General features: G+C 43.4%; 23 protein-coding genes and 1 pseudogene. 12 read left to right on the forward strand and 12 right to left on the reverse strand.

All coding sequences use genetic code 11. The annotated features are described in order from the left end of the window. Nucleotides 1-53 precede the first annotated feature (53 nt). Nucleotides 54-1,139 carry a nitric oxide synthase oxygenase gene (locus tag D9X91_RS18875; protein WP_121682206.1) on the forward strand — a complete coding sequence of 362 codons (1,086 nt, stop codon included), beginning with the start codon at nucleotides 54-56 and terminating at the stop codon, nucleotides 1,137-1,139. 31 nt (nucleotides 1,140-1,170) lie between these two features. Here the strand turns inward: D9X91_RS18875 and D9X91_RS18880 are convergent, their stop codons facing one another. Next, complete coding sequence (locus D9X91_RS18880) at nucleotides 1,171-1,494, reverse strand: antibiotic biosynthesis monooxygenase family protein (protein ID WP_121682207.1); 324 nt, start codon at nucleotides 1,492-1,494, stop codon at nucleotides 1,171-1,173. 257 nt (nucleotides 1,495-1,751) lie between these two features. Here D9X91_RS18880 and D9X91_RS18885 point away from each other — a divergent pair, with 257 nt between their 5' ends. Then, on the forward strand, nucleotides 1,752-3,695 hold the full coding sequence (locus D9X91_RS18885; protein WP_233569853.1) for a phospholipase D-like domain-containing protein: 1,944 nt from the start codon (nucleotides 1,752-1,754) through the stop codon (nucleotides 3,693-3,695). Between the two features lie 311 nt (nucleotides 3,696-4,006). Continuing rightward, nucleotides 4,007-4,294 (forward strand): hypothetical protein, encoded by a 288-nt coding sequence (locus tag D9X91_RS18890; RefSeq protein ID WP_121682208.1) that lies wholly within the window; start codon nucleotides 4,007-4,009, stop codon nucleotides 4,292-4,294. Between the two features lie 160 nt (nucleotides 4,295-4,454). Here the strand turns inward: D9X91_RS18890 and D9X91_RS18895 are convergent. Together D9X91_RS18895 and D9X91_RS18900 are read right to left on the reverse strand one after the other, a co-directional pair. Then, nucleotides 4,455-5,588 (reverse strand): annotated as a pseudogene (locus D9X91_RS18895) (glycosyltransferase family 4 protein); the annotation flags it as partial. Continuing rightward, the gene (locus D9X91_RS18900; RefSeq protein WP_121682209.1) at nucleotides 5,588-6,682 is read right to left on the reverse strand and encodes a CotS family spore coat protein; all 1,095 of its coding nucleotides are present in this window, start codon (nucleotides 6,680-6,682) and stop codon (nucleotides 5,588-5,590) included. The pseudogene D9X91_RS18895 and the gene D9X91_RS18900, both read right to left, overlap by 1 nt. Nucleotides 6,683-6,968: 286 nt before the next feature. On the opposite strand from D9X91_RS18900, the gene galU reads away from it, so the two are divergent. The 4 genes from galU to D9X91_RS22385 all read left to right on the forward strand — a co-directional run bounded on the left by galU (nucleotide 6,969) and on the right by D9X91_RS22385 (nucleotide 10,651). After that, a complete protein-coding gene (gene galU / locus D9X91_RS18905) occupies nucleotides 6,969-7,856 on the forward strand; it encodes a UTP--glucose-1-phosphate uridylyltransferase GalU (RefSeq protein WP_121682210.1) in 888 nt (295 codons plus the stop codon). A 121-nt stretch (nucleotides 7,857-7,977) separates the two neighbouring features. Next, nucleotides 7,978-9,288: a UDP-glucose dehydrogenase family protein gene (locus tag D9X91_RS18910; RefSeq protein ID WP_121682211.1), complete on the forward strand. Its 1,311-nt coding sequence runs from the start codon at nucleotides 7,978-7,980 to the stop codon at nucleotides 9,286-9,288. A 46-nt stretch (nucleotides 9,289-9,334) separates the two neighbouring features. After that, nucleotides 9,335-10,315, forward strand: coding sequence for an NAD-dependent epimerase (locus tag D9X91_RS18915; RefSeq protein ID WP_121682212.1), 981 nt, complete (start codon nucleotides 9,335-9,337; stop codon nucleotides 10,313-10,315). Nucleotides 10,316-10,495: 180 nt separating this feature from the next. Continuing rightward, the gene (locus D9X91_RS22385) at nucleotides 10,496-10,651 is read left to right on the forward strand and encodes a tRNA U-34 5-methylaminomethyl-2-thiouridine biosynthesis protein (RefSeq protein WP_148709090.1); all 156 of its coding nucleotides are present in this window, start codon (nucleotides 10,496-10,498) and stop codon (nucleotides 10,649-10,651) included. 331 nt (nucleotides 10,652-10,982) lie between these two features. On the opposite strand, the gene D9X91_RS18925 is transcribed toward D9X91_RS22385, so the two are convergent. Then, nucleotides 10,983-11,846 carry an alpha/beta fold hydrolase gene (locus D9X91_RS18925; RefSeq protein ID WP_121682214.1) on the reverse strand — a complete coding sequence of 288 codons (864 nt, stop codon included), beginning with the start codon at nucleotides 11,844-11,846 and terminating at the stop codon, nucleotides 10,983-10,985. Between the two features lie 145 nt (nucleotides 11,847-11,991). Here D9X91_RS18925 and D9X91_RS18930 point away from each other — a divergent pair, with 145 nt between their 5' ends. Next, nucleotides 11,992-12,390, forward strand: coding sequence for a hypothetical protein (locus D9X91_RS18930; RefSeq protein WP_121682215.1), 399 nt, complete (start codon nucleotides 11,992-11,994; stop codon nucleotides 12,388-12,390). A gap of 74 nt (nucleotides 12,391-12,464) precedes the next feature. Here the strand turns inward: D9X91_RS18930 and D9X91_RS18935 are convergent, their stop codons facing one another. From D9X91_RS18935 to D9X91_RS18965, 6 genes are all read right to left on the reverse strand, one after another. Further along, nucleotides 12,465-12,857 carry a hypothetical protein gene (locus D9X91_RS18935; protein WP_121682216.1) on the reverse strand — a complete coding sequence of 131 codons (393 nt, stop codon included), beginning with the start codon at nucleotides 12,855-12,857 and terminating at the stop codon, nucleotides 12,465-12,467. Nucleotides 12,858-13,082: 225 nt separating this feature from the next. Then, a complete protein-coding gene (locus D9X91_RS18940) occupies nucleotides 13,083-13,745 on the reverse strand; it encodes a class F sortase (RefSeq protein WP_121682217.1) in 663 nt (220 codons plus the stop codon). A 378-nt stretch (nucleotides 13,746-14,123) separates the two neighbouring features. Beyond that, nucleotides 14,124-15,467: a copper amine oxidase gene (locus tag D9X91_RS18945; RefSeq protein WP_121682218.1), complete on the reverse strand. Its 1,344-nt coding sequence runs from the start codon at nucleotides 15,465-15,467 to the stop codon at nucleotides 14,124-14,126. Nucleotides 15,468-16,006: 539 nt separating this feature from the next. Continuing rightward, on the reverse strand, nucleotides 16,007-16,780 hold the full coding sequence (locus D9X91_RS18955; protein ID WP_121682220.1) for an anti-sigma factor: 774 nt from the start codon (nucleotides 16,778-16,780) through the stop codon (nucleotides 16,007-16,009). Further along, entirely contained in the window at nucleotides 16,770-17,336 is a 567-nt protein-coding gene (locus D9X91_RS18960; protein ID WP_121682221.1) for an RNA polymerase sigma factor, read from the reverse strand. Before D9X91_RS18960 ends, D9X91_RS18955 begins: the two co-directional genes overlap by 11 nt. Nucleotides 17,337-17,496: 160 nt before the next feature. Next, nucleotides 17,497-17,733 carry a hypothetical protein gene (locus D9X91_RS18965; RefSeq protein ID WP_121682222.1) on the reverse strand — a complete coding sequence of 79 codons (237 nt, stop codon included), beginning with the start codon at nucleotides 17,731-17,733 and terminating at the stop codon, nucleotides 17,497-17,499. A 336-nt stretch (nucleotides 17,734-18,069) separates the two neighbouring features. Here D9X91_RS18965 and D9X91_RS18970 point away from each other — a divergent pair, with 336 nt between their 5' ends. Then, the gene (locus D9X91_RS18970) at nucleotides 18,070-18,534 is read left to right on the forward strand and encodes a hypothetical protein (protein ID WP_121682223.1); all 465 of its coding nucleotides are present in this window, start codon (nucleotides 18,070-18,072) and stop codon (nucleotides 18,532-18,534) included. A 51-nt stretch (nucleotides 18,535-18,585) separates the two neighbouring features. Here the strand turns inward: D9X91_RS18970 and D9X91_RS18975 are convergent, their stop codons facing one another. Continuing rightward, nucleotides 18,586-19,146, reverse strand: a complete 561-nt coding sequence (locus D9X91_RS18975; protein WP_121682224.1) for a GNAT family N-acetyltransferase — start codon at nucleotides 19,144-19,146, stop codon at nucleotides 18,586-18,588. Between the two features lie 209 nt (nucleotides 19,147-19,355). Between D9X91_RS18975 and D9X91_RS18980 the strand changes: the two genes are divergently transcribed. Genes D9X91_RS18980 through D9X91_RS18990 form a run of 3 tightly spaced genes read left to right on the forward strand, consistent with a single transcriptional unit; the run spans nucleotide 19,356 to nucleotide 21,697 of the window. Further along, complete coding sequence (locus tag D9X91_RS18980) at nucleotides 19,356-19,883, forward strand: helix-turn-helix domain-containing protein (RefSeq protein WP_121682225.1); 528 nt, start codon at nucleotides 19,356-19,358, stop codon at nucleotides 19,881-19,883. Between the two features lie 31 nt (nucleotides 19,884-19,914). Next, nucleotides 19,915-20,886, forward strand: coding sequence for an alpha/beta hydrolase (locus D9X91_RS18985; protein ID WP_233569855.1), 972 nt, complete (start codon nucleotides 19,915-19,917; stop codon nucleotides 20,884-20,886). Nucleotide 20,887: 1 nt separating this feature from the next. Next, on the forward strand, nucleotides 20,888-21,697 hold the full coding sequence (locus D9X91_RS18990) for a YhfC family intramembrane metalloprotease (RefSeq protein ID WP_121682226.1): 810 nt from the start codon (nucleotides 20,888-20,890) through the stop codon (nucleotides 21,695-21,697). Nucleotides 21,698-21,900: 203 nt separating this feature from the next. On the opposite strand, the gene mreBH is transcribed toward D9X91_RS18990, so the two are convergent. Next, on the reverse strand, nucleotides 21,901-22,908 hold the full coding sequence (gene mreBH / locus D9X91_RS18995; RefSeq protein WP_121682227.1) for a rod-share determining protein MreBH: 1,008 nt from the start codon (nucleotides 22,906-22,908) through the stop codon (nucleotides 21,901-21,903). Nucleotides 22,909-23,013 lie beyond the last annotated feature (105 nt).

The raw sequence follows: 23,013 nt of genomic DNA on the forward strand, positions 1-23,013 counted from the left end.
GTCCTTACGAATTTATAATAAAATAAAAGCAACTATGACTTAAGGATGATACTGTGAAAACCAACAATGACTTATGGGAACAAGCAAAGACGTTTATCGAAACCTGCTACGCGGAGCTTGGCATCGGACGGGAACGGTTGGAAAGCCGTCTGACAGAAGTCCAGCAGCAAATCGGGCGCACCGGGTTTTATGATCATACATTTGAGGAACTCGAGCATGGCGCTAAGATGGCGTGGCGGAACAGCAACCGCTGCATCGGGAGGCTATTTTGGAATACACTCCATGTGTTCGATGCGAGGGAATCGGAAACGGAAGAGCATGTTCGCCGTGATTTGGAAAACCATATAAAATACGCGTCAAATGGAGGGAAGATCCTCCCCACGATTACGATTTTCAAGGCTTCCCACAAGGAAAATAAAGTGCGGATCTGGAACCATCAGCTTATCCGCTATGCCGGCTACGAGCATGAGCATGGCATTGTCGGCGACCCCGATTCCATTCTTTTTACGAAAAAGTGCCTTGAGCTGGGTTGGAAGGGAAAAGGGACGAATTTCGATATCCTTCCGCTCGTCTTTCAGATAGGGGAAAAGGATCCAGCCTATTTTGAAATACCTGAAGAGCTTATTCTCGAGGTGCCGATCACGCATCCTGAATTTGAATGGTTCGAAGACCTGCAGTTGAAATGGTATGCCGTCCCGATGATATCCGACATGAAGCTGGAGATTGGCGGCATTGAATATGAAGCGGCGCCGTTCAATGGCTGGTACATGGGGACAGAAATCGGCGCCAGGAATCTTGCCGACGAATTTAGGTACAACATGCTTCCTAAAGTGGCGTCGTGCATGGGGTTGGACATTAGCCGCCCATCCACCCTATGGAAGGATAAAGCACTTGTGGAGCTGAATATCGCGGTCCATGATTCTTTTAAAAATGATGGAGTGAGCATCGTTGACCACCACACGGCTGCCTCCCAGTTCAAGCTGTTCGAGCAGCAGGAAGAACAGACCGGACGCAAAGTCACCGGCGACTGGACATGGCTGATTCCGCCTGTCTCGCCGGCCACCACGCACATTTTCCATCAACAGTACGACAACAAATGGAACACACCGAATTATTTTTATCAAGAGAAGCCTTATTAAGCTTGGAGTTTTGACTCTAAGCTTTTTTGTTTTAATTATTCCATATTAAATAATGATCCCTTTCCACTTTACAGATTCTAAGTGGGGAGTTCTTGTGCCATACAGTTTTGCCACTGGCCTGTGCAGTCTGATGTGCTGAGTGGTCCTTCCATTTATGGATTGCCTCCAAAGAATCCTCCCCGAATCCTGAATCACGGGCCACGTCAAGAAATCCCTCTAGCTGTGCTGCCAACCCTTCCATTTTATTGGCTGTTTTATCACCATTTGTCCTCTGTGAGAAAAAAATGACGGGATAATAAGGTGGTTCAGGGTATTCACAATTCCACTCATCGATAGTCACTCCAAATTTAATCATTCTTATCCTTTTTCTTCGAAAATAACAAACTTAAAAACTCTAGTTGGATATTCCTTTATTTTGAAATAAATAAGGTAAATAAGACTAGAAAACATAGAGCCTTTACTGATAATTTACACAAAACGCATAGATATACCTGGAATCGTTTACACAATCATAAAAAAGGACGAAACTTTCTACCTATTCATCTACAAAATTCGACATGTTTAAATAGATATTGGAGAGTTTTCCTAAATCAAACAAAAGAGGTGGAAAGAGTGAAAGCAGTATTTTCGGCAATTATGTCATTAGCAATCATTACTGGTACTTTTTTAACACCGGGCATGGCCCAAAAAACATCCGCTGCAACCATTCATGATGTTGTCATCAATGAAGTGGCGTGGATGGGAACGACGACATCTTACAATGATGAGTGGATGGAGCTTTACAATCCGACTTCATCGGATATCGACCTGAGCGGCTGGACACTGAAGACTCCAGACGGTTCGGTATCGGTCAATCTAACAGGGACGATCAAAGCCAATGGATATTTCCTATTAGAACGCACGGATGATAGCACGATCCCGTATACTGCGGCAGATATGATTTACAGCGGTGCACTCGCAAATTCCAATGAGTCATTGGAATTATACGACTCCTCAAGCAACCTCATCGATTCCGTCGGCAGCTGGTACGCAGGCGATAACACAACGAAAGCGACAATGGAAAGAGTGGATGCCACAGCGGACGGAAATTCAGCCAGCAACTGGAAGAGCTCGACGGCTTCTTACAACGGCGGATATGGCACACCGAAAGCAGCCAACACCGCTTCCGCAAAAACGACGGAGCACCTGAATCATGTAAGTGAAGCTTTGAATGCCATCAACGTTTACTTTAACAAAAGCGCTCTGACACAATATGCTTCTGCAGGAAACGAAGCGAACTATAATGTAAACCTCGAAAATCGTTTAATCAAACGTTTGAATAGTGCAACATCAACGATCGATATGGCTACATATGAAATCAATTTGCCTCATGTCATCGATACACTTATGCAAAAAGCAGCGGAAGGCGTCCAAGTCCGGATCCTGGCTGATGCGAAAGATGCGACAGACCCTTATTACACTGAGCGCTACCAAACGATGCGCCTTTATTTAGAAAAAATGGAACGTGGGGAAGACGGTACGCTTGGAACCAGCGATGACGTTCACATCTTCTCAGACTCACCGATGTTTGCCGTGGAGGATGCGGCGAAACGAAGCGAATATGGACTTCCGGCAGACCTTTCCGACATCCCGACGAAAACCGTTGATGTAGGAAGTTCTTCCATGACAGGCCACCTGTTCGTGGATGGTGAAGAAAAAGCAGCGAATGCCTACTATTCACCTGATCATCAAATGCACAATAAATTCGTGCTTGTCGACAATCAATGGGTCTTCACCGGCAGCTGGAATTTCACCGTAACAGGGCTTTACGGTGATGATACGAACATGCAGCAAGGAATTCTTGATGGAAATCAGCAGCATTCCGTGGAAATCAACTCACCTGAGCTAGCTTCCATTTATAAAACGGAATTCGAAGAAATGTGGGGAAGCGGTACGGCGCAGCCAGATCCAGCCGTTTCAAACTTCAACACCCGCAAAATAGACAACACGCCGCACGTATTGGACATCGGCGGCAAAAAAGTCGAAATCTATTTCTCCGGCGGCGATGATGCATTGGGCCACCTTGCCAATCTTGTGAAAAATGAAGCGGACTACAGCGCCTACTTCACGATATTTGCATGGAGCGACCAGACGCTTGTCAACGAACTCAAGAACAAATGGGAAGGCTCCTACGCTGACCAAACAGGTACACTGACAGGATTCGACGTCAAAGGTGTATACGATGCAAGCTACTGGAACCAGTGGTGGTCTGCAAGTGTGGAAATGCGCGGAGTAACAGCGTCCCAGTCCAGCACGAACAACCCGAATATCCGCTGGAACAACCCGGCGCCGGTTTATAAGGACGCCGAAACAAGAAAGATGCATGCGAAGACGATGATCATCGATGCAGATACAAACAGCGATCCAACCGTTGTCGTCGGTTCCACCAACTGGAGCACAAACGGCAATAGCAACAACGATGAAAACATGCTGTTTATCCATGACGCAGCCGTAGCCAACCAATTCGTCCAAGAATTCGACGCACGCTACACAAGCGCAGGCGGAACAGTGAATTAAATAGCGATCCATAAAAAATGGAGCATAAAACCTGTTTGGTTTTATGCTCCATTTATCTTTGACCAAGGCCTTTGATAAATGGATGGTGGTCCTGTCAGGCCTGTTTGAGAATTAATGCATCTGCCTCATATCAAATGTGAGGAGTCCCACATATGGTATAAAAAGCAAAGTACATTCATCCCGATTAATGGACGATATCAGCTGCTTTAATGGTGTGCAAATTTATTTTCAATTTCCAAATGGTTGAGGAGGATTTTTAAGCATATCATCTTAAAGGGAGACGTATATTCTAAGGAAAAGGAGGGATATGGATGGCTAAAGAGGTTAAAAAAGCAAAGATTGTAATCGATTATGATGGTGGATTGACATTAGATGAAAATGCTGCCTTTGAAGACGCTTTGCGTGCGGTCCTGAACTCATTACCAGATTCCGATGAAGTCAAGGTTAAAGTAGAATTTGATGATGAAACAGAGGCTGAATTCAAATTGGATGCTGAAGAAGATGACGATGACGAAGACGATGAAGATGAGGATGAGGATGAAGATGAAGTTGAGGAAGCAGAAGAGTTAAAGAAAGATGATGACGACGATTATTGGTAAACAATAGTTTAACAATTTAAATCTTCATTAGCCCTTTTTGTGCGTTGCTGTTCAAAAAGGGTTTTCAATACATGAAAAAGAGGACGAGTTTAAAAAAGGAGTATTGTCATCACCATGACAATACTCCTTTCTATTAGCATGCTATTTATGAATTGGCAGTCTCATCAAACATGTCCAGCAGCTCAGATGCAACTCTTTTCCATTCATAGTGTGTGAGAGCGAGCTTTCTCCCCGTTTCCCCCATTTCTCTCATCAATGAAGGATCGGATAGTATTTTTGAGATGCTCAAGGCAAACTCATTAGGATCCTCTGGGTTTTCCACTACGTAGCCATTCTTTCCAGGAATGATTACTTCAGCATTCCCTCCTCGTGCTGTCGTAACAAGAGGCAGGCCCGCTGCCATTGCTTCATAATGGACACGTGCCAAGGGCTCCTGCCATTGGGACGTACAGACAAATAAATCTGAAGCTGCAAACCATTTTTGGATCTCTGAAGGAGAGACGAAGCCTGTGCTAACGACTGGGATGGATAATTTATTTGCCAATGCTTTTATATAGGCGATGTAATCCGTCAACTCATTCTGGCTGAACCATTTGCTGCCTACAATGACTAATGCTAAGTCGGGGAACTTTGTGGAAAGCTGGGGTAGTGCCCTGATCAGTTTATCGACCCCTTTATTTTTAGAAAGCCGTCCTGCAAATAAAATGACGGTTTTGTTCTCCAGCCCATTCTCTTTGCGCAGTCTATTTCTCACATCATTCATCCAGGGATGTTCTCCAGGGAGAAAACGATTTGTATCAACACCGGAATAAATCGTTCTTATCTTCGATGAAGCTTCCGGATATAGGGTCCGTATTACATTGCCGACATAATTGCTGACTGTGGAGATGTTAGAGACCTCTTTGAGTGCTTTTTTGGCTTCAAACGGGTGGATTTTGTCTTTATTGAACATATCGTTATGCATGCTTAAAGTTATTTTTGCTAGAGGAGCAGCATTTCTTACTGGTAAAACAAGTCTGGGCCGGTTAAAAATATGAATCAAATCAAAGTTGTTGGAAAATAAATATTTCACAATCCCATTTTGGTAAATTTCAAATATTTTACCAGGTATGCGAACATACTTGATTCCATTTATTGTTTCCTCATTCGGAAGTGAAGGATCGCTAATTCCCAGCACTGTGATATCATGGGATTTCCCTAATATCGGGAGGACGCCTTCGATATAGGTTTGAATCGCGCCGCCAAGCACAGGCGGAACTGGGAGCTTTTCTGTGCAGATCATAAGGATTTTCATCATTTGATTAATTCGCTCCAATCCTTTTTGATTTCTTCAAGTACAGCCCATTTTGACTGTTCCAAATCATCAATAGTATGAATGAGGGCTGATGTCTCAGCATTGAGAAACATTTCAGGCTCATAGACTATTTCTTTAATATTTTTATAGAATTCATTAGGTAAAGATAAGTCGATTATTAATATGTCAAAAAGCTCTGGTGTGATAGGATTTTCATTGTGGTAAGCAAGTATCATTTCCTTGACCCATTCAGGATCCCATGTAAATAAATCCGCCATTGTTCCGGTTATCAGCTTTCGAAGATCACGAATCGGTAAGTCAAAGGAAACTCCATCCAAATCGATGATCCACATTCCGTGGGCTCCCTTTTGTCCATTGGACCAGCCATAATCTTGATGGACCAATCCAAAATGCTGATTCCCTTTTGTGACTAAATTTACATATTCGGAATGCAATAGAGCGTCTAGGCTCTCCTTTGCCTGTTTCTCAAATTTGTCCACAACGGACAATAATGTTTTGCTCGCAGGCATTTCATCATAGGCAAGGGCAATATTTCTGAACCAATCCATTTTATAGATCATCTTTTCGTAAAATTTCGGCCATTTGTGAAGTCTGGAGACTCTTTCAGCACCTGCTGGGGGAACATAGCCTTTGCTAAGCCGATGAAATTCACCGAGTGCTGCACATAACTGTTTAGCCCCCTCGAGGTCTTTTGAGACAGGAGATAATGGTTCGATCCATTCAGCGACAAACCATAATTTCCTTCCGGCACATACACTCATATTTCCATTTCTTGTTCTGATGATGGGCGGTACATTCGCTTTTTTTTCCATCACTAAATATTCCTGTGCTCCCAAACTGAACAAACTTCTTGTCGGCCTGCGATGCAGCAGTTTTAAACTTTTAGGACCTTTATCCGTTTCGAGCTTCCATATGGCCCCTCCTTTATCAGGCTTCGTTGTGACGACTGTCCTGCCGTACACCTCGAAATCATAAAACTCCTGAACCCTATCCGCGAGTTGTTCGATATATTCCGGTACGAAAAAATCTGAATCTGTTTCCCTCACTTCCCAAGATTCAATAATATTCTTCATCAATGACCTCTCCCGTTTTAGATTTTATATTGTGACATCAAGCATTGGATATATTTTTTCTTTGCATATTTAATCTCAAGAGGGGGGGCGCCCCTCTCCCTTTTTAGTACCATATGTTCAGTAAAAAAAAATGTATAGGGAAGATGTCCCGAATTTGGAGTGGTGATTATAAATCAAGATTGTCTAAAATGGGTCATTTTCCTAAAAAGTCAATGCCTCCAAACATTATGTCTTTTCTTTCATATGAATATATAAACGAAAACTTACGAAAAAAGGGGGGGAATCCATGAAGATCAGAAAAGCCATCATCCCTGCAGCAGGACTTGGAACAAGATTTCTTCCAGCCACTAAAGCACTGCCAAAAGAAATGCTTCCCATCGTGGATAAACCGGCAATTCAATACATTGTAGAAGAAGCTGTCGCATCAGGTATAGAAGATATCATCATCATCAGCGGAAGAAATAAGCGCTCAATCGAAGATCACTTTGATCGATCGTATGAATTGGAGGAAAATCTTTTTCAAAAAAATAAGCATACACTCCTTTCTCAAGTTCAGCAGATTTCAGATTTGGCCAATATTCATTACATCCGCCAAAAGGAACCAAAGGGGTTGGGTGACGCTATTTATTGTGCAAAAAGCTTTATTGGAAATGAACCATTCGCCATTTTATTGGGTGACGATGTCGTAGACTCAACCACTCCATGTTTAAAACAGTTGATGAACATATTCTACAAATACCATTGCTCGGTGGTGGGAGTCCAGACTGTTTCAGAGGAGGATGTTTCAAAGTATGGCATCATCAAGCCAAAAGGGGCTGATATAGATAAAAATGTCATCAATGTCGAGGAGGTTATCGAAAAACCGGATAGCCTCAATGCCCCTTCACGATACGCGGTTATGGGAAGGTATATTTTGATGCCGGAGATATTTGATATTTTAAAAAACCTTACTCCAGGTTTGGGTGGGGAAATTCAATTGACGGACGCCATACAAATCTTGATTCAATCCCAAACTGTCGTTGCCTATCATTTTCAGGGGAAGAGATATGATATCGGGAATAAGATGGGCTTTATCCGTGCTACATTGGACTACGCCATGAAGCGGACCGATTTTCGAGACGATGTTATTCAATACTTGCAGCAATTACTTGCCGGAGAGCAAGGTGGAGAATAGGTACCTGCCGATAAAATCATGCTGATTTCTGGGGAGGCGCCTTTCCCGATTTGGCAATTGCACATAGTTTATAGAAATGATATACAGCCATGTAGTTGAGGCTTTTGGAGATGTCGTGTATATGAAAATAGCAATTATTGGGGCGGGGTATGTTGGAACGACCACTGCTGCAGCGTTTGCCCATCATGGTCATGAAGTGTTTGTCGCTGATAACAATCAAGAAAAAATTAAGGCCTTTCAGCGTTTGAAAGTTCCATTTTATGAAGATGGGCTTGAGGAAGCCTTGAAGGAATTTATTCAGAAAAACCTGCTATCCTTTACCACAGATATTAAACAAATCATTCAAGGTTGCGAAGTCATATTTCTGGCAGTCGGGACTCCTTCACTGACAACCGGCGAAGCTGATCTTTCCTATATAAAGGAAGCAGCCAAAGAAATTGGCAGGTACATGAACGATTATAAAGTCATTGTCATTAAGAGTACCGTACCAGTCGGAACGGTAAATTATGTACAGGAAGTCATTCAGGATGAACTGAAAGCAAGGAAATCCAATATTCCTTTCGACACAGTGTCCAATCCGGAATTTCTGAGGGAAGGAAAAGCAATGGAGGATGCCATCGATCCAGAACGGATCGTCATAGGCAGTGATTCGGAAAGAGCAGAAACAATCATGAGAACCATATACAAGGAATTTAGGTGTCCAAATATTATGTGCACTTCCCCAAAAAATGCTGAAATGATCAAATATGCCTCCAATTCTTTTTTAGCAGCAAAGATTTCATTTATGAATGAACTTGCCAGGCTTTGTGATGTACTTGGCGTTGATGTGGCCGAAGTTTCGAAAGGAATGGGGCTGGACAGCAGGATCGGCCATCAATTTCTACAAGCTGGCATTGGCTATGGGGGATCGTGTTTCCCGAAAGATACAAAAGCGCTGGCCCAAATTGCACTTCAAAGGAATCTTTCGCTTGGAATTGTTGAAGCAGTGTGCGCTGTAAATGAAACGCAGGCACAATGGTTTTTGGAAAAAGCAGAAAACGCACTGGGAAGTTTTTCAGGTAAACAGATAACTGTCTTGGGGCTTACCTTTAAACCGGATACGGATGATATCCGGGAAGCCTCGTCATTGAAAATAATCGATTATTTGGTGAAGAAAAAAGCATTGATTTCAGTTTTTGATCCGAAAGGAATGGAGCATGTAAAAAAGCTGTTTCCAGGCATTAGTTATAAAACAGATCCTTTACAAGCACTTACAAACGCAGATGCAGCAATCATTGCGACCGAATGGAAGCAATTCACCGAATTGGATTGGAAATCAGCTAAAAAGGTAATGGCACAGCCGTATATATTTGATGGAAGAAATTCACTTGACCCCGAAGTGATGAAAAATTTGGGATATGTATATATGGGTGTTGGCAGGCCCCCTCTATAAGGTCCTATGCGATTTATCATCCTAAATGGGAAAGGAGGTGTGGCACTTGCAGCAAAATGATACATTCGTTCTGATTACAGGTTGTGCAGGATTCATCGGCTTCCATGTGGCAAAAAAATTGTTGGCAGAAGGGGTCAAAGTTGTTGGACTTGATAATTTAAATGAATATTATGATACGAAGCTGAAAGAAGATCGTTTAAATATATTGAAGACACAATCAAATTTTCACTTTATAAAAGGATCGATCGAAAACGACGAATTGCTTGAAAGCATATTCACTCAATTCAAATTTGACAGTGTCATCCATTTGGCTGCACAGGCTGGTGTTCGATACAGCCTGAAAAATCCGGAGGTCTATATCCAATCGAACCTTGTTGGATTCGCAAACATCCTTGAATGCTGCAGAACCTTTCAAATCAAGCATCTGATATATGCTTCCACCAGTTCTGTCTATGGGAAGAACAAGCAGATCCCATTTTCTTGTGAAGATCGGACGGATCATCCCATCAGTTTATATGCTGCGACGAAAAAAGCAAATGAGCTCATGGCTCATGCATACACCCACTTATATCAACTACCCACAACCGGCTTAAGGTTTTTCACAGTATATGGTCCTTGGGGGAGGCCGGATATGGCTTTATTCACTTTTGCTGAGTCCATAACCAAAGGGGAGCCGATCAACCTCTTTAATCATGGCAGAATGAAGCGGGATTTCACCTACATCGATGACGTGGTGGAATCTATATGGCGAATCTTGAAAACCCCTCATCAGCCCGAATCCCCCAACCTTTACCGCATTTATAATATTGGAAACCGCCATCCAATTCAATTGGACTATTTTGTTCAGCTTATAGAAGAAAAATTGGGTATGAAAGCACAAAAGAATTACGTGGCGATTCAGCCTGGCGATGTGTTGGAAACATATGCTGATATAGATGAATTGGTTAAAGATTTCGGATATGCTCCCATGACATCGATCGAGGATGGAATTACCCGTTTTGTGGAGTGGTTTAAAGAATACTACTAGATTAAATAGCAACATTTATAAAAAACAGATCCAAATAAGCAGGAATTTACACGATCGGGCACATGACCAGCAATGGTTTGTGCCCGGTTTTTTTTTTTTTGATGAGGAGAACGCAAAGGTGATGACAAGGGAAAATATGTTAATATAAATTGGAATGATGTTTTGTAAGGGGGAGCACATATGACAAAGAATCTCTTGATGCTATTTTTAGGTGCATTTGTTTCCTGGCTGGCCATCAGCCTGGTTTCACACAATTTTGGGGTAACCAGTTTATTTGTTTTTTTCCTATGGTCCTCTATCGGCTATGGGGTAGGGAAGAAGGATGTAAAGCATTGATTAAAAAAAGATATTGGATACTAATGCCCCCGTTTTTGATCATTGGAATAGTGTTAATGAAGTTATCACCACAGCATTTAAGACCATATGTACTTCTAATACCCATCGTGTTTTGGATTGTTTACTACCTGTGGGGATACATAGAAAAGAAAAGGAAATAGAAATTATCTCTCAAAGCAGATACTTTTCTGGAATGGGATCGTGCTTCGTAATGGTATTTGGTATGCCTTTTGGAATATTCATATTTTATCGCGTTGATAGTGCGAGAATAAAATGATTGTGTTGATCAAGCGTACATGGCCCGTGGAAAGCTTGCATCCTGGAGTGGAAATTAAATGTCATTCCTGATAATCGTGTTTGTAAAATCCTGAACGGCTCTTGTGAAGTCGTTCGCCTCTTCAATGAACGGAAAATGATTGCTATGTTCAAAAATCACCAATTGGGAATGCGGCATCACTTCATGCAGCTCCTTTGAGAAAATCAGAGGGCATTGAACATCATATCGACCACAGGGGATGAGCGTGGGAATTTTTATATGTTTTAATTCCGTTCGTACATCATAGGTTTTCAACTCTTTGTTATACGCCTGCATTCTTTTTCTTATGATCTTACTGGATGGCCGATCACGGAAATACTCATCATACTTTTCGGGTTCATGGAGAGATAGCTCAATCAGCTTCCTGCTGGCTGAGCGTTTTTTTGTTTTCGAAACAAATGGAAGCATCAAGGTGAGAAAAATCTTGGTGACTTCCTTGCGATGTGTCCCCGTCTTAAAGTTATAGATGCAATTGTCTGGCTCCAGAAATTCCTTCGATGCAGAAGTGCCGCATAAGATAAGTTCATCCAACACTTCGGGGTGGCTGGCGGCATAGGTCAATCCTAAAAAGCCGCCGGTAGAATGGCCGGCGAAAGACCATGTTGAGAAGCCTAGCGCAGTCCGGATGCTTTCAAGATCCTTAACGGTCTCAGCCATGGTCAGTTCAGTTGAACGGTGTGCCTTTGATGAATTTCCGGCCTCTTTTAAGTTGACTAAGATGACTTTGTAAAATGGGGATAGACAATCTGCAAACGAAGAGCCGCTGTTGGAAAATTCCTGGTAAAGGTGTGTGACACACAAAGGTTGGCCATTACCGCTGATAAATACTTCGAACGAACCTCTTTCTGTATGGATGATTCTTTGTTCATAACCTGCCAACGTTAGTCACCGCCTCTATCATACTGAATGATCAATCATGATAATTTTTTAAAAAACAAAAGGAAAAATATGTTAAAATAATTATAACACGAATTACATATTTCAGTTTCTAGAAAAAGGTCATTCAAAGAAAGGAGAGTTGACCATGAAGGCTGTTAAAATAGTGAGCATTACCTGTTCTTTAGTTGTCATCCTGGCTGTCGGCGGATTTGGTATTTACGAATGGACCACTGAAGGAATCATTAGTCCCACAACCCTTTTCTTTGTTTTTATAGGTATTGCGTTTTTATTTCAATCGCTGACTTGGGGTGAGATGGAAGGGAAGCATGAAGCGGAAAAAGATGAAGTGGAAAAACGCATCACTCTATTAAGCTCGAAAATAAGCTACTACGTCTTGCTTGGGTTGATGGTGCTTGTGTTGATTGTTTCAGAGAAGGTCACTTCCCTAAATGATATTAAAAATCTCCCGCTGGTTTTGGTCATCGGGCTTGCGTGTATAACGATGCCGATTACGGAGTTTGTCGTTTCGAAAAGGGTTCGATGACCCAATATCGTGCAAGTACAATTTCAAGAGAAATGAAGAGAGTTTCATGATCCGCCCATAAAAAGTGCGAATTTTTATTTTTTTTTAATCACCCAATAACTTAGAAGCAAATAAATGATGCCAATACATAAAAGGAATAGTGCAATTTTAGATCCCAGGGCCCTATAGGACACGAAAAATACGGCCGTGAACCCAGCACCGAGGAGGATGCAATATCCGGTGTATAGAAATTTTAGTCGCTTATGTTTAAGCAGGAATGAGCCAACTAAGGTGATGATGCCTAGAAGAAGCAGGGTGCCAGAAGTGATCATTGCGGTGTCGACTGCAGAGGAATCAGCTTGATCTCCATTCAAGGCGCTGCCCAATCCAATTCCGATAAAGGAGAGAAGCCCGTATCCAATTGACGCAATGATGGTCAGCGAGCCGACTACAAGGCTGATCATCTTTGTAAACAGATACTCTTCCATACTCATTCACCTCATAACGAGTTTATGTTAAATAAAGTATATATGATTTCATATTCGATTTCGCGCTTTACGCAAAAAATTCAATAAGTGCGCAATAAATAGGATTTGCGGGCAATAATCCAGAGAATGACGCAATAATCCTAATTTACGTGCAAAAACTTATAAGAAACGTGCAAAACCCCATTGCCGGGAGTGAGACGGCAACAGGGTTTTCGTGGTTCACTATTAATTTGCTTCCTTAAGTTGTGAGTAGACGACGAGTCGCTTTGAATTTTCCGTTGTTTTCGGATCGTAGACGCCTGCGCACGTAATCAAGTTGAGATGGCTTCCGTAGGAGAAGTTGAAAATATCTTTGACCGGGGAGTCGTCCCGGATATACGTTTCAACGCTTGTGACGGCAAAGACACGCTTCTTATTGTTTTCACCGGTGATGATGATTTCGTCGCCCTTTTTCAAATCCTTCAGATAGTAAAAGACGGCTGGGCCTTTTTTGCTGTCGACATGTCCATCGATGACGGCATTCCCAGGCTCGCCGGGCTTGTAGCCGCCCTCATACCAGCCGGTTGATTCAAATCCTCCCGGGACGCCCATTTTTCCATTGGCGAGCCTACCGACCTTTTCAACCTTCGCATCCACATCGATTGCCGGGATCTGGATCCTGACAGGAACAATTCCAGTTCGTTCATCTTTGACGATTTTGTCCGCGAATTTAGAAGGGGTAGTGGTCGTTGAAATCGTATGATCGCCCTTTGGATGAGCGATTTTCACCGGCGGAACATCCTTGCGATGACTTGCTTCCTGTTTGGAAGAACTGTTGGCTGACGTGACGAAGCCAGCCACGACGAGTGAAATGGCGATTGCAAAGAAAAGAAGTGGTAACCGTTTCATGAAGCTTCAGCCTCCTTTTTCTAAAGATGTTTTCTTATAGATGATTATTTCGTTATTGGGAACAAGCCATCTATAAAAAAACATAATCGGGATTTTAGATTTTTTATCAAAAGGTTGTTTTCAATAGTTTCTTTAATAAAAATTCATCATAGGGTGTTGATTGGAGCGGAAGGTGCGAGACTCCGGAGGGAAGCGAGGAGATATAAGAGGGATGTTCGATTAAGTTCGGCACGTCGTGTGCCAACATCGAACGACCTCACATCCTGTGAGGCCCCTCGGAAAGCGAGCATCCTTCCGCGGAAATCAACCTTGTACAAACTTTTCGTATAGAACCTATCAAAAGAAGAGGAGGGGGAGGCCCCTCCTCCGATATCATGATTATTGCTGGTTTGCTTTTTTCTTTTGAAGAGCGAGAGTCGTTGCCCCTGCCGCTGCAAACAATCCAGCAAGGATCCATTCGAATGGTACTTGATCATGCTGTTGGGAAGTGCCGCCCATACCGGTTTTCGGCATTTGGGATGGCATGTTCCCCATGAATTTGTCTGGGAATTGATCGACAAATGCAGCGGATAAGCCCTTCGCAGGGTTCAGCATATGGGCATACGCTTCACGGATTTGATCGTATTCTTTGTTATAATTGCCGGCTTTATAGTTATCAAGTGCGCCGGTTAACTGTTCGACGTGTGTTTGCAGGCCATTGGCGATCTCTGTTGGATCGACTCTTCCATCTGTTGCCGTTCCTAGGAATTTCGAGAATTCTGAACGGTAGTTGTCAAGGTGTTTGATGGCTTCATCCATTTTTGCCTGGTCGCCGGCTGCTTCAGCTTTCGTGTAGTCGACGAAGTAGCCGATGTGTTCGGACCACATTTTCTTGAACTGCTGCCCGGCATCACCTCCGTATACAGAAGAGATGGCTTTTGTCAGTGCATCCGTGTTGGCTGCCAATGCATCAGCGGAAGCTTGGAAATCTTTTGATCCGTCTAATCCGTTTTGCATGGCACTCACGGCAAGTCCGGCATGTTCAGTAAGTAAGTGGTTCAAAGTAGAACGTAAATCTGCTGCTGGCGTCACAGCCATTGTGTTATTGAATTTATCCGGGAATTGCATCGTGATGGCATTGGATAATCCTTTTGCAACCATTCCCATATGATCCATCGCTTCATGCTCATATTTGTACGCTTTGTCATAGTCGCCGGCAACATAGCTGTCAAATGCGCCAATCAATTGATTGATATGCATTTGAAGACCTTCTGCTAAGGAAGCTGCTTCTAGTCTTTTTCCGGTTGCTTTTTCCAGGAATTTTGAAAAGTCATTTTTGTAGTTTGCTAGGTTCTTCAATGCTTCATCCTTTTTCGCCTGGTCATTGGCGCCTGTTGCTTTTACATAGTTGACGAAGTAGCCGATGTGATTCTTCCAAATCGTATCGAATTGCTTTCCGGCTTCATCGCCATATACGGAAGAAATCGCTTTTGCCAGGTCATCGGCATTGGCGTTCAATGCTTGTGCAGAAGCATCAAAGTCTTTCGCCCCTTCAGCTCCTTTTCTCATCGCTTCGACTGCTAAGTATGCATGCTCGGTGAGTAAGTGATCCAAAGTAGTTCGAAGCTCTACAGCGGGAGTCATGACAGATGGCTTTTCTGCTGCGAAGGAAACTGTCGTAGTGGCAGGGAGGATCAAGGACATGCTAAGAGGAATGGCTACTAATGATTTGCGGAATTTCATATTGTATCTCTCCTTTTTGTTTGTTTTTCATAAAGCTAACGAGAGTGGATTCGAGTTGGATCACTATTTTTCTAAAAACTTTTAAAAAAATGATAGAATCTTGTAGGAATTTTGCTGGGGAAGCTGCTGGAAGCTTTGATATGAAAGGGGATTATAGTTATTTAATCAAACTTTTGGTTTTAGCGATTAAGTATGGGAATTAATCAAGTCATGCTTGATTTGTGGAATTTTTACTTAATAAAAAAATCCCTTTCTGAAAATTTTTCTATTCATCAGAGGCATGTGCAAGGTTGATCTCCGCTGCAGGATGCTCGCTTTCCGAGTGGCTCGCAGGATGTGAGGTCGTTCGATGTTGGCACACGACGTGCCGAGCTTAATCGAATATCCGCCTTACATCTCCTCGCTCCGCTGTGGGGTCCCAGCTTTCCCGCTATTCCCTCCGGAGTCGCGCAGCTTCCACTCCAATCAACTCAGTCTGATGAATTATTAATACAACAAAAAATAGCAGAACCATTTCGGATTCTGCTATCAGGTATTCATTATAATTTTGATGCGAGCACCATGTTTCCTTTTGGCGTCTGGCTGTCGGCGTTCGGTTCGAGGGTGATGGCGACGGTGTCGTATTGCGATAGGTCCTGGTCTTCTTTTTTGTCCATCCGGAAGACGACTGCTCCATCACCGGTCGTGCTGGACTTGAAGGCGCCGGCCCTGATTGGCTTCTTGTCTTTGATCAGCCATACTTGGTAGACCTCGTCACCTTTCAGCTTGGCAAGGTTGGAGGCTTGAATGACCATGCTGACGTTATCTTTCTGCTTCACAAATGAAGCCATTCCGCTGGCATTGCTGTCCACAGGATTAAGGGCCAAATATTTGACGACTTGATCGACGGCAGCTGTTTTATTGACTGCGCCATTTTGCTGGACTTGACTGCCCAAATAGAAGTTGGCGCCAACCGAAAGCAATAGGGCTGCTGCCATCGCCGGCAATAGCCATGCCCGTTTTTGGGCAGGATGTTTTTCTTTCATCGGCGTGACCGGGGCAATCGGTTCTGGTTGAGGATTGGGATTGACCGTGTCAGGCGTGACTTCCTCGTCTTCTTCAAATACACGCATGAGGACTCTTTCTTTCATACCTTCAGGAGGGGAGACAGCTTCCGATTCAAAAGCCAGGTCGGATGTCAGCTCTGTCCATTCCTTTAATTCTTCTCGGCAATCCGCGCATTGTTCCAAATGCTCTTCAAACGCTCTTTTTTCACTTTCGCTCAAGCTTTGATTGAAATAATCGATTAAATTCTCACATTGGCTATAGTTCACTTTGTCCCCCTCCTTCCTTTTCCATTATGGACCGCAGATGCTTTAGTGCAAGCCTGATCCTTCCTTTTACTGTTCCTAAAGGCAATCCAGTTGAGTCGGATATTTCTTTATGCGTTTGTCCTTTAAAATAAAACAGATCGATGATTTCCTGCTGGTCGATCTTCAAATCGGCAACGGCTTTTCGGACGATTGTCCTTTTTTCCTTCCATTCCGCTAAGTCTTCAGGGGTTTCTTCATCTACCTGCAATGAATCCTTTTCCATATATTCATAGCTTTCCTGCGATTTCTGCTTTCTCAAAATATCGAGGGCAGTATTCCGGGTCAACGTAATGAGCCAGGAAGAGAATTTCCCTTTCTCCTTGGAATAGGGGGCATGCTCTTTCCAGAGCTTGATGAAGACCTCTTGGATGACGTCCTCGGCAAGCTGGGCATTCCCTGTCATTTTATAAGCAAAGGAAAAAAGCAGCCGCTCATAACGATCATAGAGCATTTCCAGTGCGGGCTTATGTTTCTGCCGCACTCTTTCATACAGTTCTATCTCTGTCATTTCAGGCATAGAGTACTCCTTTTTTATGATGAATAGTTTCATCATACTAAAACGCAGCATGGATTCACAAATTTTACTATGTATAGATAACGATAAAAAAAGGTATTTGGATCATGAAATCCCATCATTATTGTAAAATGAATCTCACGAAAATGAAATTGGGTTTTTCCTATGACTGTTGGAGCCGCTGGTTATAAATAACTTGATGCAGCCGGAGCAAATGTCTGAACTCATCGAAGAAGAGCCGGTCATAGCTTGAAAAATCGTAGACAGCAAAGAAATCTTCAAGAAAATCGGATTCGACTCCATTTAAAACGCCGGATATCTCGATTGGGATCTTCAGATGAAGGTAAAGATGCCCAAAACCGAACTGATTGAATATTCCTTTGATTTCCAATTGTTTCACGTGAAAAAACTCCTTTTGATTGGTAATAGCCCTCTATTCTGTAAGCTTGTGCTGCTTCATTTTGCCTTTTGCAGTATCGAAATTTGTCGGCTTTTCCCGAATAATCGATATATAGCAATCTTCGCAGATAAATTCTCGGTTTTCGGAGATAAAATGAAAAGTTCGCAGATAAATGGCCCGATTTCGATGATAAAACTCTTGTAGACTCGAAAATTCCTCTTTTTCAGCATGGTCAAAAGGGAATGGAGCCTATACGAATGATTTGAAAAAAGGAAATAAGCGCTCATTGTCGAATAATGGGAGGGTGAAGATCAATTAACAAAGGGGGAGCCGAGCGTGGCAGTCGAAACGAAAATTGATAAAACCTTTCATGAATATCACAGGGAGTTGGCCGTTCAATATTTCAACAAAGTTTGGGATTTGATGGAGATGAAAGAAAGGACGATTGAAGAAGCTGATGAAATGGTCCATATGGCGCATGCTTCACGACTCCATTGGGGATTTGTCGGGGAGCCGGTGAACAAGGCGAGGGGAGAGTGGCAGATTTCGCGCGTCTATACTGTGGTGGACCGCTCAGAGCCTGCGCTTTATCATGCACAGCGCTGCCTGGATATTTGCCTGGAGCACGGAATCGGCGACTTTGATCTGGCGTTTGCCTATGAAGCATTGGCCCGCGGCTATAAAGTGAAGGGCAATGAGGAAAAGAAAGAATATTATTTGGAAAAAGCAAGGGAAGCAAGCAAGGACATTGAGAAAAAAGGGGACTTGGATGTCCTGCTTGGCGATTTAGAGACCATTTAAAGAAAAGCAGCAGCCGCATCCGGCCGCTGCTTTTCTATTTAGATTGGGAAGTCATCTTGTTCTAGCAAAGACGCACGTATCGATCAGCTCGCTGCCATCGGCGGAGCGCATGTTATTTTTCAAAATTCCTTCGAGCGTGAATCCTAACTTCTCCGGGATGTTTCGGCTTCGGACATTGTTCGGGTCGCAGCGGATCTCCAGCCGGCGTGCGTTCAACTCGTCAAAGGCGAATTTCGTAATCCCTTGCACTGACTCGAGCATGTACCCTTTTCCGCTGTGGCGGGAGTCGATCCAGTAGCCGATTTCGAATTTTGGAATGGACCAGTCAATTCGGTGGAGGCCGGTCGATGCAACGAACTGGCCCGTTTCCTTCAGGAAGACGAGCAGACGCAAATCCTCCCTTTTTAAAAATTTGAGGTGCGATTCACGGATATTGGCTTCCACATCCTCAACGGACTGCGTGGATTGGGCGAATTGCATCCATGCCTTCAGCTCTGGCTGCGAAGATTCGATTGCCTCGTGTATGGCTCTTCCATCGCCGGGGAGCGGCATGCGGATGATCAGGCGCTCCGTTGAAAATTCATGGGGAAAATCAATCAAAATCGGATTCATGGTGGACACTCCTTTTTTGTAGATCAGTAGATTGTTTTGTTTATTCTACTATAAAGGAACTGGGAATAGGGGGAAGCAGCCAAAAATATTTGGATAAATATGTATTGACATTCTTAAAAAATGTATTATTATCATAAATGAGAATAAAAATATTTTTTTGAGTCATTGTAATCAAAAATGATAATAACCATAAATGGAAGGGAGAACAAATGAAAAATTCCAAGGCAAAAATCATTATGCATCCAGTCCGTATCAAGATCATTCAACTGCTTGCCAATGGAAGTAAAATGAATGTACAGCAGATTGCGAAACGAATCGATGATGTATCACAGGCTTCATTATATCGGCATCTCAACACACTGGTTGATGAGGAGATGATCGAGGTAGTCGAGGAAAATCAAATCCGGGGGACCGTGGAGAGAATATATGCGATTAAATCGCCGAACATCCAGACTCAGGAGGAATTGAAGTCATTCTCCAAAGAAGAGCACTTAAGCATGTTCATCATGTTCCAGGCCTTTTTGATGGGACAGTATGAAAAATACTTGGATCAGGAGAATTTTGATTTGGTCAAGGATGGGGTGAGCTACCGGGTGGCTAGCTTGAACCTATCAGACGATGAATTTCAGGAGCTCACCGGGAAGATGGCTTCATTATTGATGGAAGCGATGAAGAATGAACCGTCGGAAGAGCGGGTAGCAAGACAATTTGCCACAATCATCATTCCAGAAAAATGATTTGTGATTTATAGACAAAGGGGAAATATCGATGATGAAACATTTTATCGAAGAGGAAATTCATATTGAAGGGGAGCATCCGATATACGGGACGTTGACCATTCCTGCTTCAGGGACAGATCGCCTATGGCCAGCCGTTTTGATCATTGCAGGATCTGGCCCGATCGATCGCAATGGCAATGGACCGAAAGGAAAGTTCCAATTCAACCTGTATCGTGAATTGGCCGAAAGAATGACGGAGCTGGGGTTTGTCGTATTGAGATATGACAAAAGGGGAAGCGGCAAAAGCCCATCCGAATTGGTGTCTGCTGGAATGTGGGATTTAGTGGATGATGCCGAGCGCGGCTATTTATTTTTGAAAAATCACCCGAACGTGGATACGGATCAAATCATCGTCCTTGGACACAGTGAGGGGACGATCCTGGGCACTGCGCTGTCGGCAAGGCAGGATATCCAAGGATTGATGCTCATTTCTGGCGGTGTGGCCAATTTGGATGAATACTTGAGGCATCAACGAAAGCTGGCGTACGCTGAATTGAAGAATGGGAGAGGATTCAAGGGAGCACTGCTAAAACTGCTGGTCAACGAGGAACGGGAAGAAAAGAAAGCGAACAAGCTGATGGAAAAAATGTTCAAGTCGGGCAAAGATGTATACAGAGCCTACTTTTTCATCAAACAGCCAGCCAAATGGTTCAAGGAGCATTACGCCTATGACCCAAGACCGGACCTGCAAAAAGCCGATTTCCCGGTATTTGCGATCCATGGCGATAAAGATCCACACGTCGATACAGAGATTTTGAAAGAATTGCCGGAATTAGTCAAAGGTAATTCCGAATTTCATATCATTCACAATATGGACCATGGTTTGCGTGTGCAGCAGGAAGAAAAAGAAATACTCAAATTAAAGAAGCTATATAAAAACGTATCGTCACGTCCTTTTCATCAGGAAGGGTTCGAAGTCCTTTCTAACTGGCTTGTTTCTCATTACAAGGGGGGATCCTGACATGGTCAGTACAGCAACCATTATTTCGATGTTTGTTCCGATAATATTTGCGTTTGTCCTATTTATCGGAATGATCATCATGGCCAAGAAGAAAATAGGGATTGAGATGAGAGCGTTAGTCCTTGGGGCAGTGGGATTTTTCGTCTTTTCACAAGTGCTGGAGAAAGCGCTCCATGTCGTGGTGATTTCACAATTCCCAGATTACGCCGATCACCCCGTATGGTTCGGTTTGTACGGAGGATTTGCAGCAGGGATCTTTGAAGAGATGGGAAGATTCATTTTGTTTATATGGCTTTTGAAAAAATTCAGATCATTCAAATCCGGCATTTCATTTGGGATCGGCTGGGGTGGGATTGAGGCTATCCTATTGACGTTGATGATCGTGGTTCCGAACATCATTTTTGCCTTCATGATCAACTCAGGAGTGCTTGAATCGACGATCGGAAAAGATATGCCGGCTGAAACGCTGGAAACTCTGAAAGCTGGCGTTTTGAACCATGGCGTTTCTTTTTACCTGCTTGCGTGCGTCGAACGATTGTCTGCGGTATTTATGCAATTAGCTTTCTCACTGCTCGTCTTGCTTGGGGTAAAAAAAGGGAAGTTTGCCTACGTTCTATATGCGATCATCATCCACGCCGCAGTCGATTTTCCACTCGTATTCGTTCAGACGGGATATTTCAACAACCTGTGGCTGGTGGAGCTGTATGTGGCGATCCTAGGCGTCTTGGGCGGTTTCTTTATGAAAAAGATGCAGAAGAAGTTTACAGATGAACAAATGGACTCGGAAACGGACATCCACCTGAATGTGTAAGGGGTATATTGGCAGGAAATGCGGCAGCAACATAGAAATATCGGTCGAAATCGCTGTTTTATCAGTCTAAAAATAGATATATCGGCCGAAATGATCATTTTATCGGTCTAACTGGTCCATATATCGGCCAATCGACAAATAAAGACAAAGGCAATGCCTCCAGGGGCATCGCCTTTGATGTATCTATTTTTCAGGTATTCTAGTTATCTTGCAGCTTTTTGAAGCTTGTGGATGACCGTCAAGGAGCGGCCGGTTCCGATTGCTACGGATTCGAGCGGGCTTGTAGCAAGGTGGACGGGCACAACGATTTCTTTGCTCAGCCAGTCTTGCATGCCGTTCAGGAGTGCACCGCCGCCAGTCAAGATGACGCCGCGGTCGACGATGTCACCGCTCAGCTCAGGAGGGCAGTTTTCCAATGTAGCACGGATCGTTTCCAAAATATGAAGCAATGATTCTTTCAAAGCAGATTGAATTTCAGTAGATGAAAGTTCGATTGTTTTTGGAAGTCCTGTGACCAAGTCACGGCCGCGGATATCCATTGTGATTTCGTCATGCTCGATCAGCGCATGGCCGATTTCCATTTTGATCGTTTCTGCTGTTCTTTCCCCGATCAAGAGGTTGTATCGTTTACGAACGTATTGCACGATGTCTTCGTCCATTTGGTCCCCGCCGATGCGGATTGTGTTGCAAGTCACGACACCACCGTAAGAGATGATCGCCACTTCAGTCGTTCCGCCGCCGATATCAACGATAACGTTAGCGACTGGCTCATCGACTGGCAGGTCTGCGCCGATCGCTGCAGCAACAGGCTCTTCGATGAGATGGACGTTTTTCGCACCGCTGTTTTTCACGGCATCATGGATGGCGCGTCGTTCAACGGATGTAGCACCGGATGGCGTACAAACGACAACATTTGGCTTGCGGATGGAGAAGCCTAATTTTTTGCCTGCATTCTTCATGATTTGCTTCAGCATTTCAGTCGTAATATCATAGTCGGCAATGACGCCGTCTTTAAGTGGACGGACCGCTACGATTTTTCCAGGGGTCTTACCGATCATGCTTTTCGCCTCAGCACCTACAGCCAGGACGTTTTTCGTTTCGGTATCAATGGCCACAACGGATGGTTCGTTTAAAATGATCCCTTTATTTTTGCTATATACTAAAATGTTTGCAGTTCCTAAATCGATTCCAATTTCAGAGTTTGAGAACATATGTATTCACCCTACTTTCTATAATTCGACACATTATAATCCTTCTTAAGATTATAGGAGATTTTTGTCGGTTAGGCAGGTAGTAGTTTATGGAAGCAAGGATTG

The sequence above is a fragment of the Falsibacillus albus genome, assembly GCF_003668575.1.
Taxonomy (GTDB): Bacteria; Bacillota; Bacilli; order Bacillales; family DSM-25281; genus Falsibacillus; species Falsibacillus albus.

Bases quoted from the DNA above. Each gene is read 5' to 3' on its own strand.
- D9X91_RS18890 (WP_121682208.1), top strand. From the start codon at position 4,007: ATGGCTAAAGAGGTTAAAAAAGCAAAGATTGTAATCGATTATGATGGT.
- D9X91_RS18940 (WP_121682217.1), bottom strand. From the start codon at position 13,745: ATGAAACGGTTACCACTTCTTTTCTTTGCAATCGCCATTTCACTCGTC.
- mreBH (WP_121682227.1), bottom strand. From the start codon at position 22,908: ATGTTCTCAAACTCTGAAATTGGAATCGATTTAGGAACTGCAAACATT.
- D9X91_RS18960 (WP_121682221.1), bottom strand. From the start codon at position 17,336: ATGCCTGAAATGACAGAGATAGAACTGTATGAAAGAGTGCGGCAGAAA.
- galU (WP_121682210.1), top strand. From the start codon at position 6,969: ATGAAGATCAGAAAAGCCATCATCCCTGCAGCAGGACTTGGAACAAGA.
- D9X91_RS18990 (WP_121682226.1), top strand. From the start codon at position 20,888: ATGGTCAGTACAGCAACCATTATTTCGATGTTTGTTCCGATAATATTT.
- D9X91_RS18945 (WP_121682218.1), bottom strand. From the start codon at position 15,467: ATGAAATTCCGCAAATCATTAGTAGCCATTCCTCTTAGCATGTCCTTG.
- D9X91_RS18880 (WP_121682207.1), bottom strand. From the start codon at position 1,494: ATGATTAAATTTGGAGTGACTATCGATGAGTGGAATTGTGAATACCCT.
- D9X91_RS18985 (WP_233569855.1), top strand. From the start codon at position 19,915: ATGATGAAACATTTTATCGAAGAGGAAATTCATATTGAAGGGGAGCAT.
- D9X91_RS18910 (WP_121682211.1), top strand. From the start codon at position 7,978: ATGAAAATAGCAATTATTGGGGCGGGGTATGTTGGAACGACCACTGCT.
- D9X91_RS22385 (WP_148709090.1), top strand. From the start codon at position 10,496: ATGACAAAGAATCTCTTGATGCTATTTTTAGGTGCATTTGTTTCCTGG.
- D9X91_RS18935 (WP_121682216.1), bottom strand. From the start codon at position 12,857: ATGGAAGAGTATCTGTTTACAAAGATGATCAGCCTTGTAGTCGGCTCG.
- D9X91_RS18930 (WP_121682215.1), top strand. From the start codon at position 11,992: ATGAAGGCTGTTAAAATAGTGAGCATTACCTGTTCTTTAGTTGTCATC.
- D9X91_RS18975 (WP_121682224.1), bottom strand. From the start codon at position 19,146: ATGAATCCGATTTTGATTGATTTTCCCCATGAATTTTCAACGGAGCGC.
- D9X91_RS18980 (WP_121682225.1), top strand. From the start codon at position 19,356: ATGAAAAATTCCAAGGCAAAAATCATTATGCATCCAGTCCGTATCAAG.
- D9X91_RS18900 (WP_121682209.1), bottom strand. From the start codon at position 6,682: ATGAAGAATATTATTGAATCTTGGGAAGTGAGGGAAACAGATTCAGAT.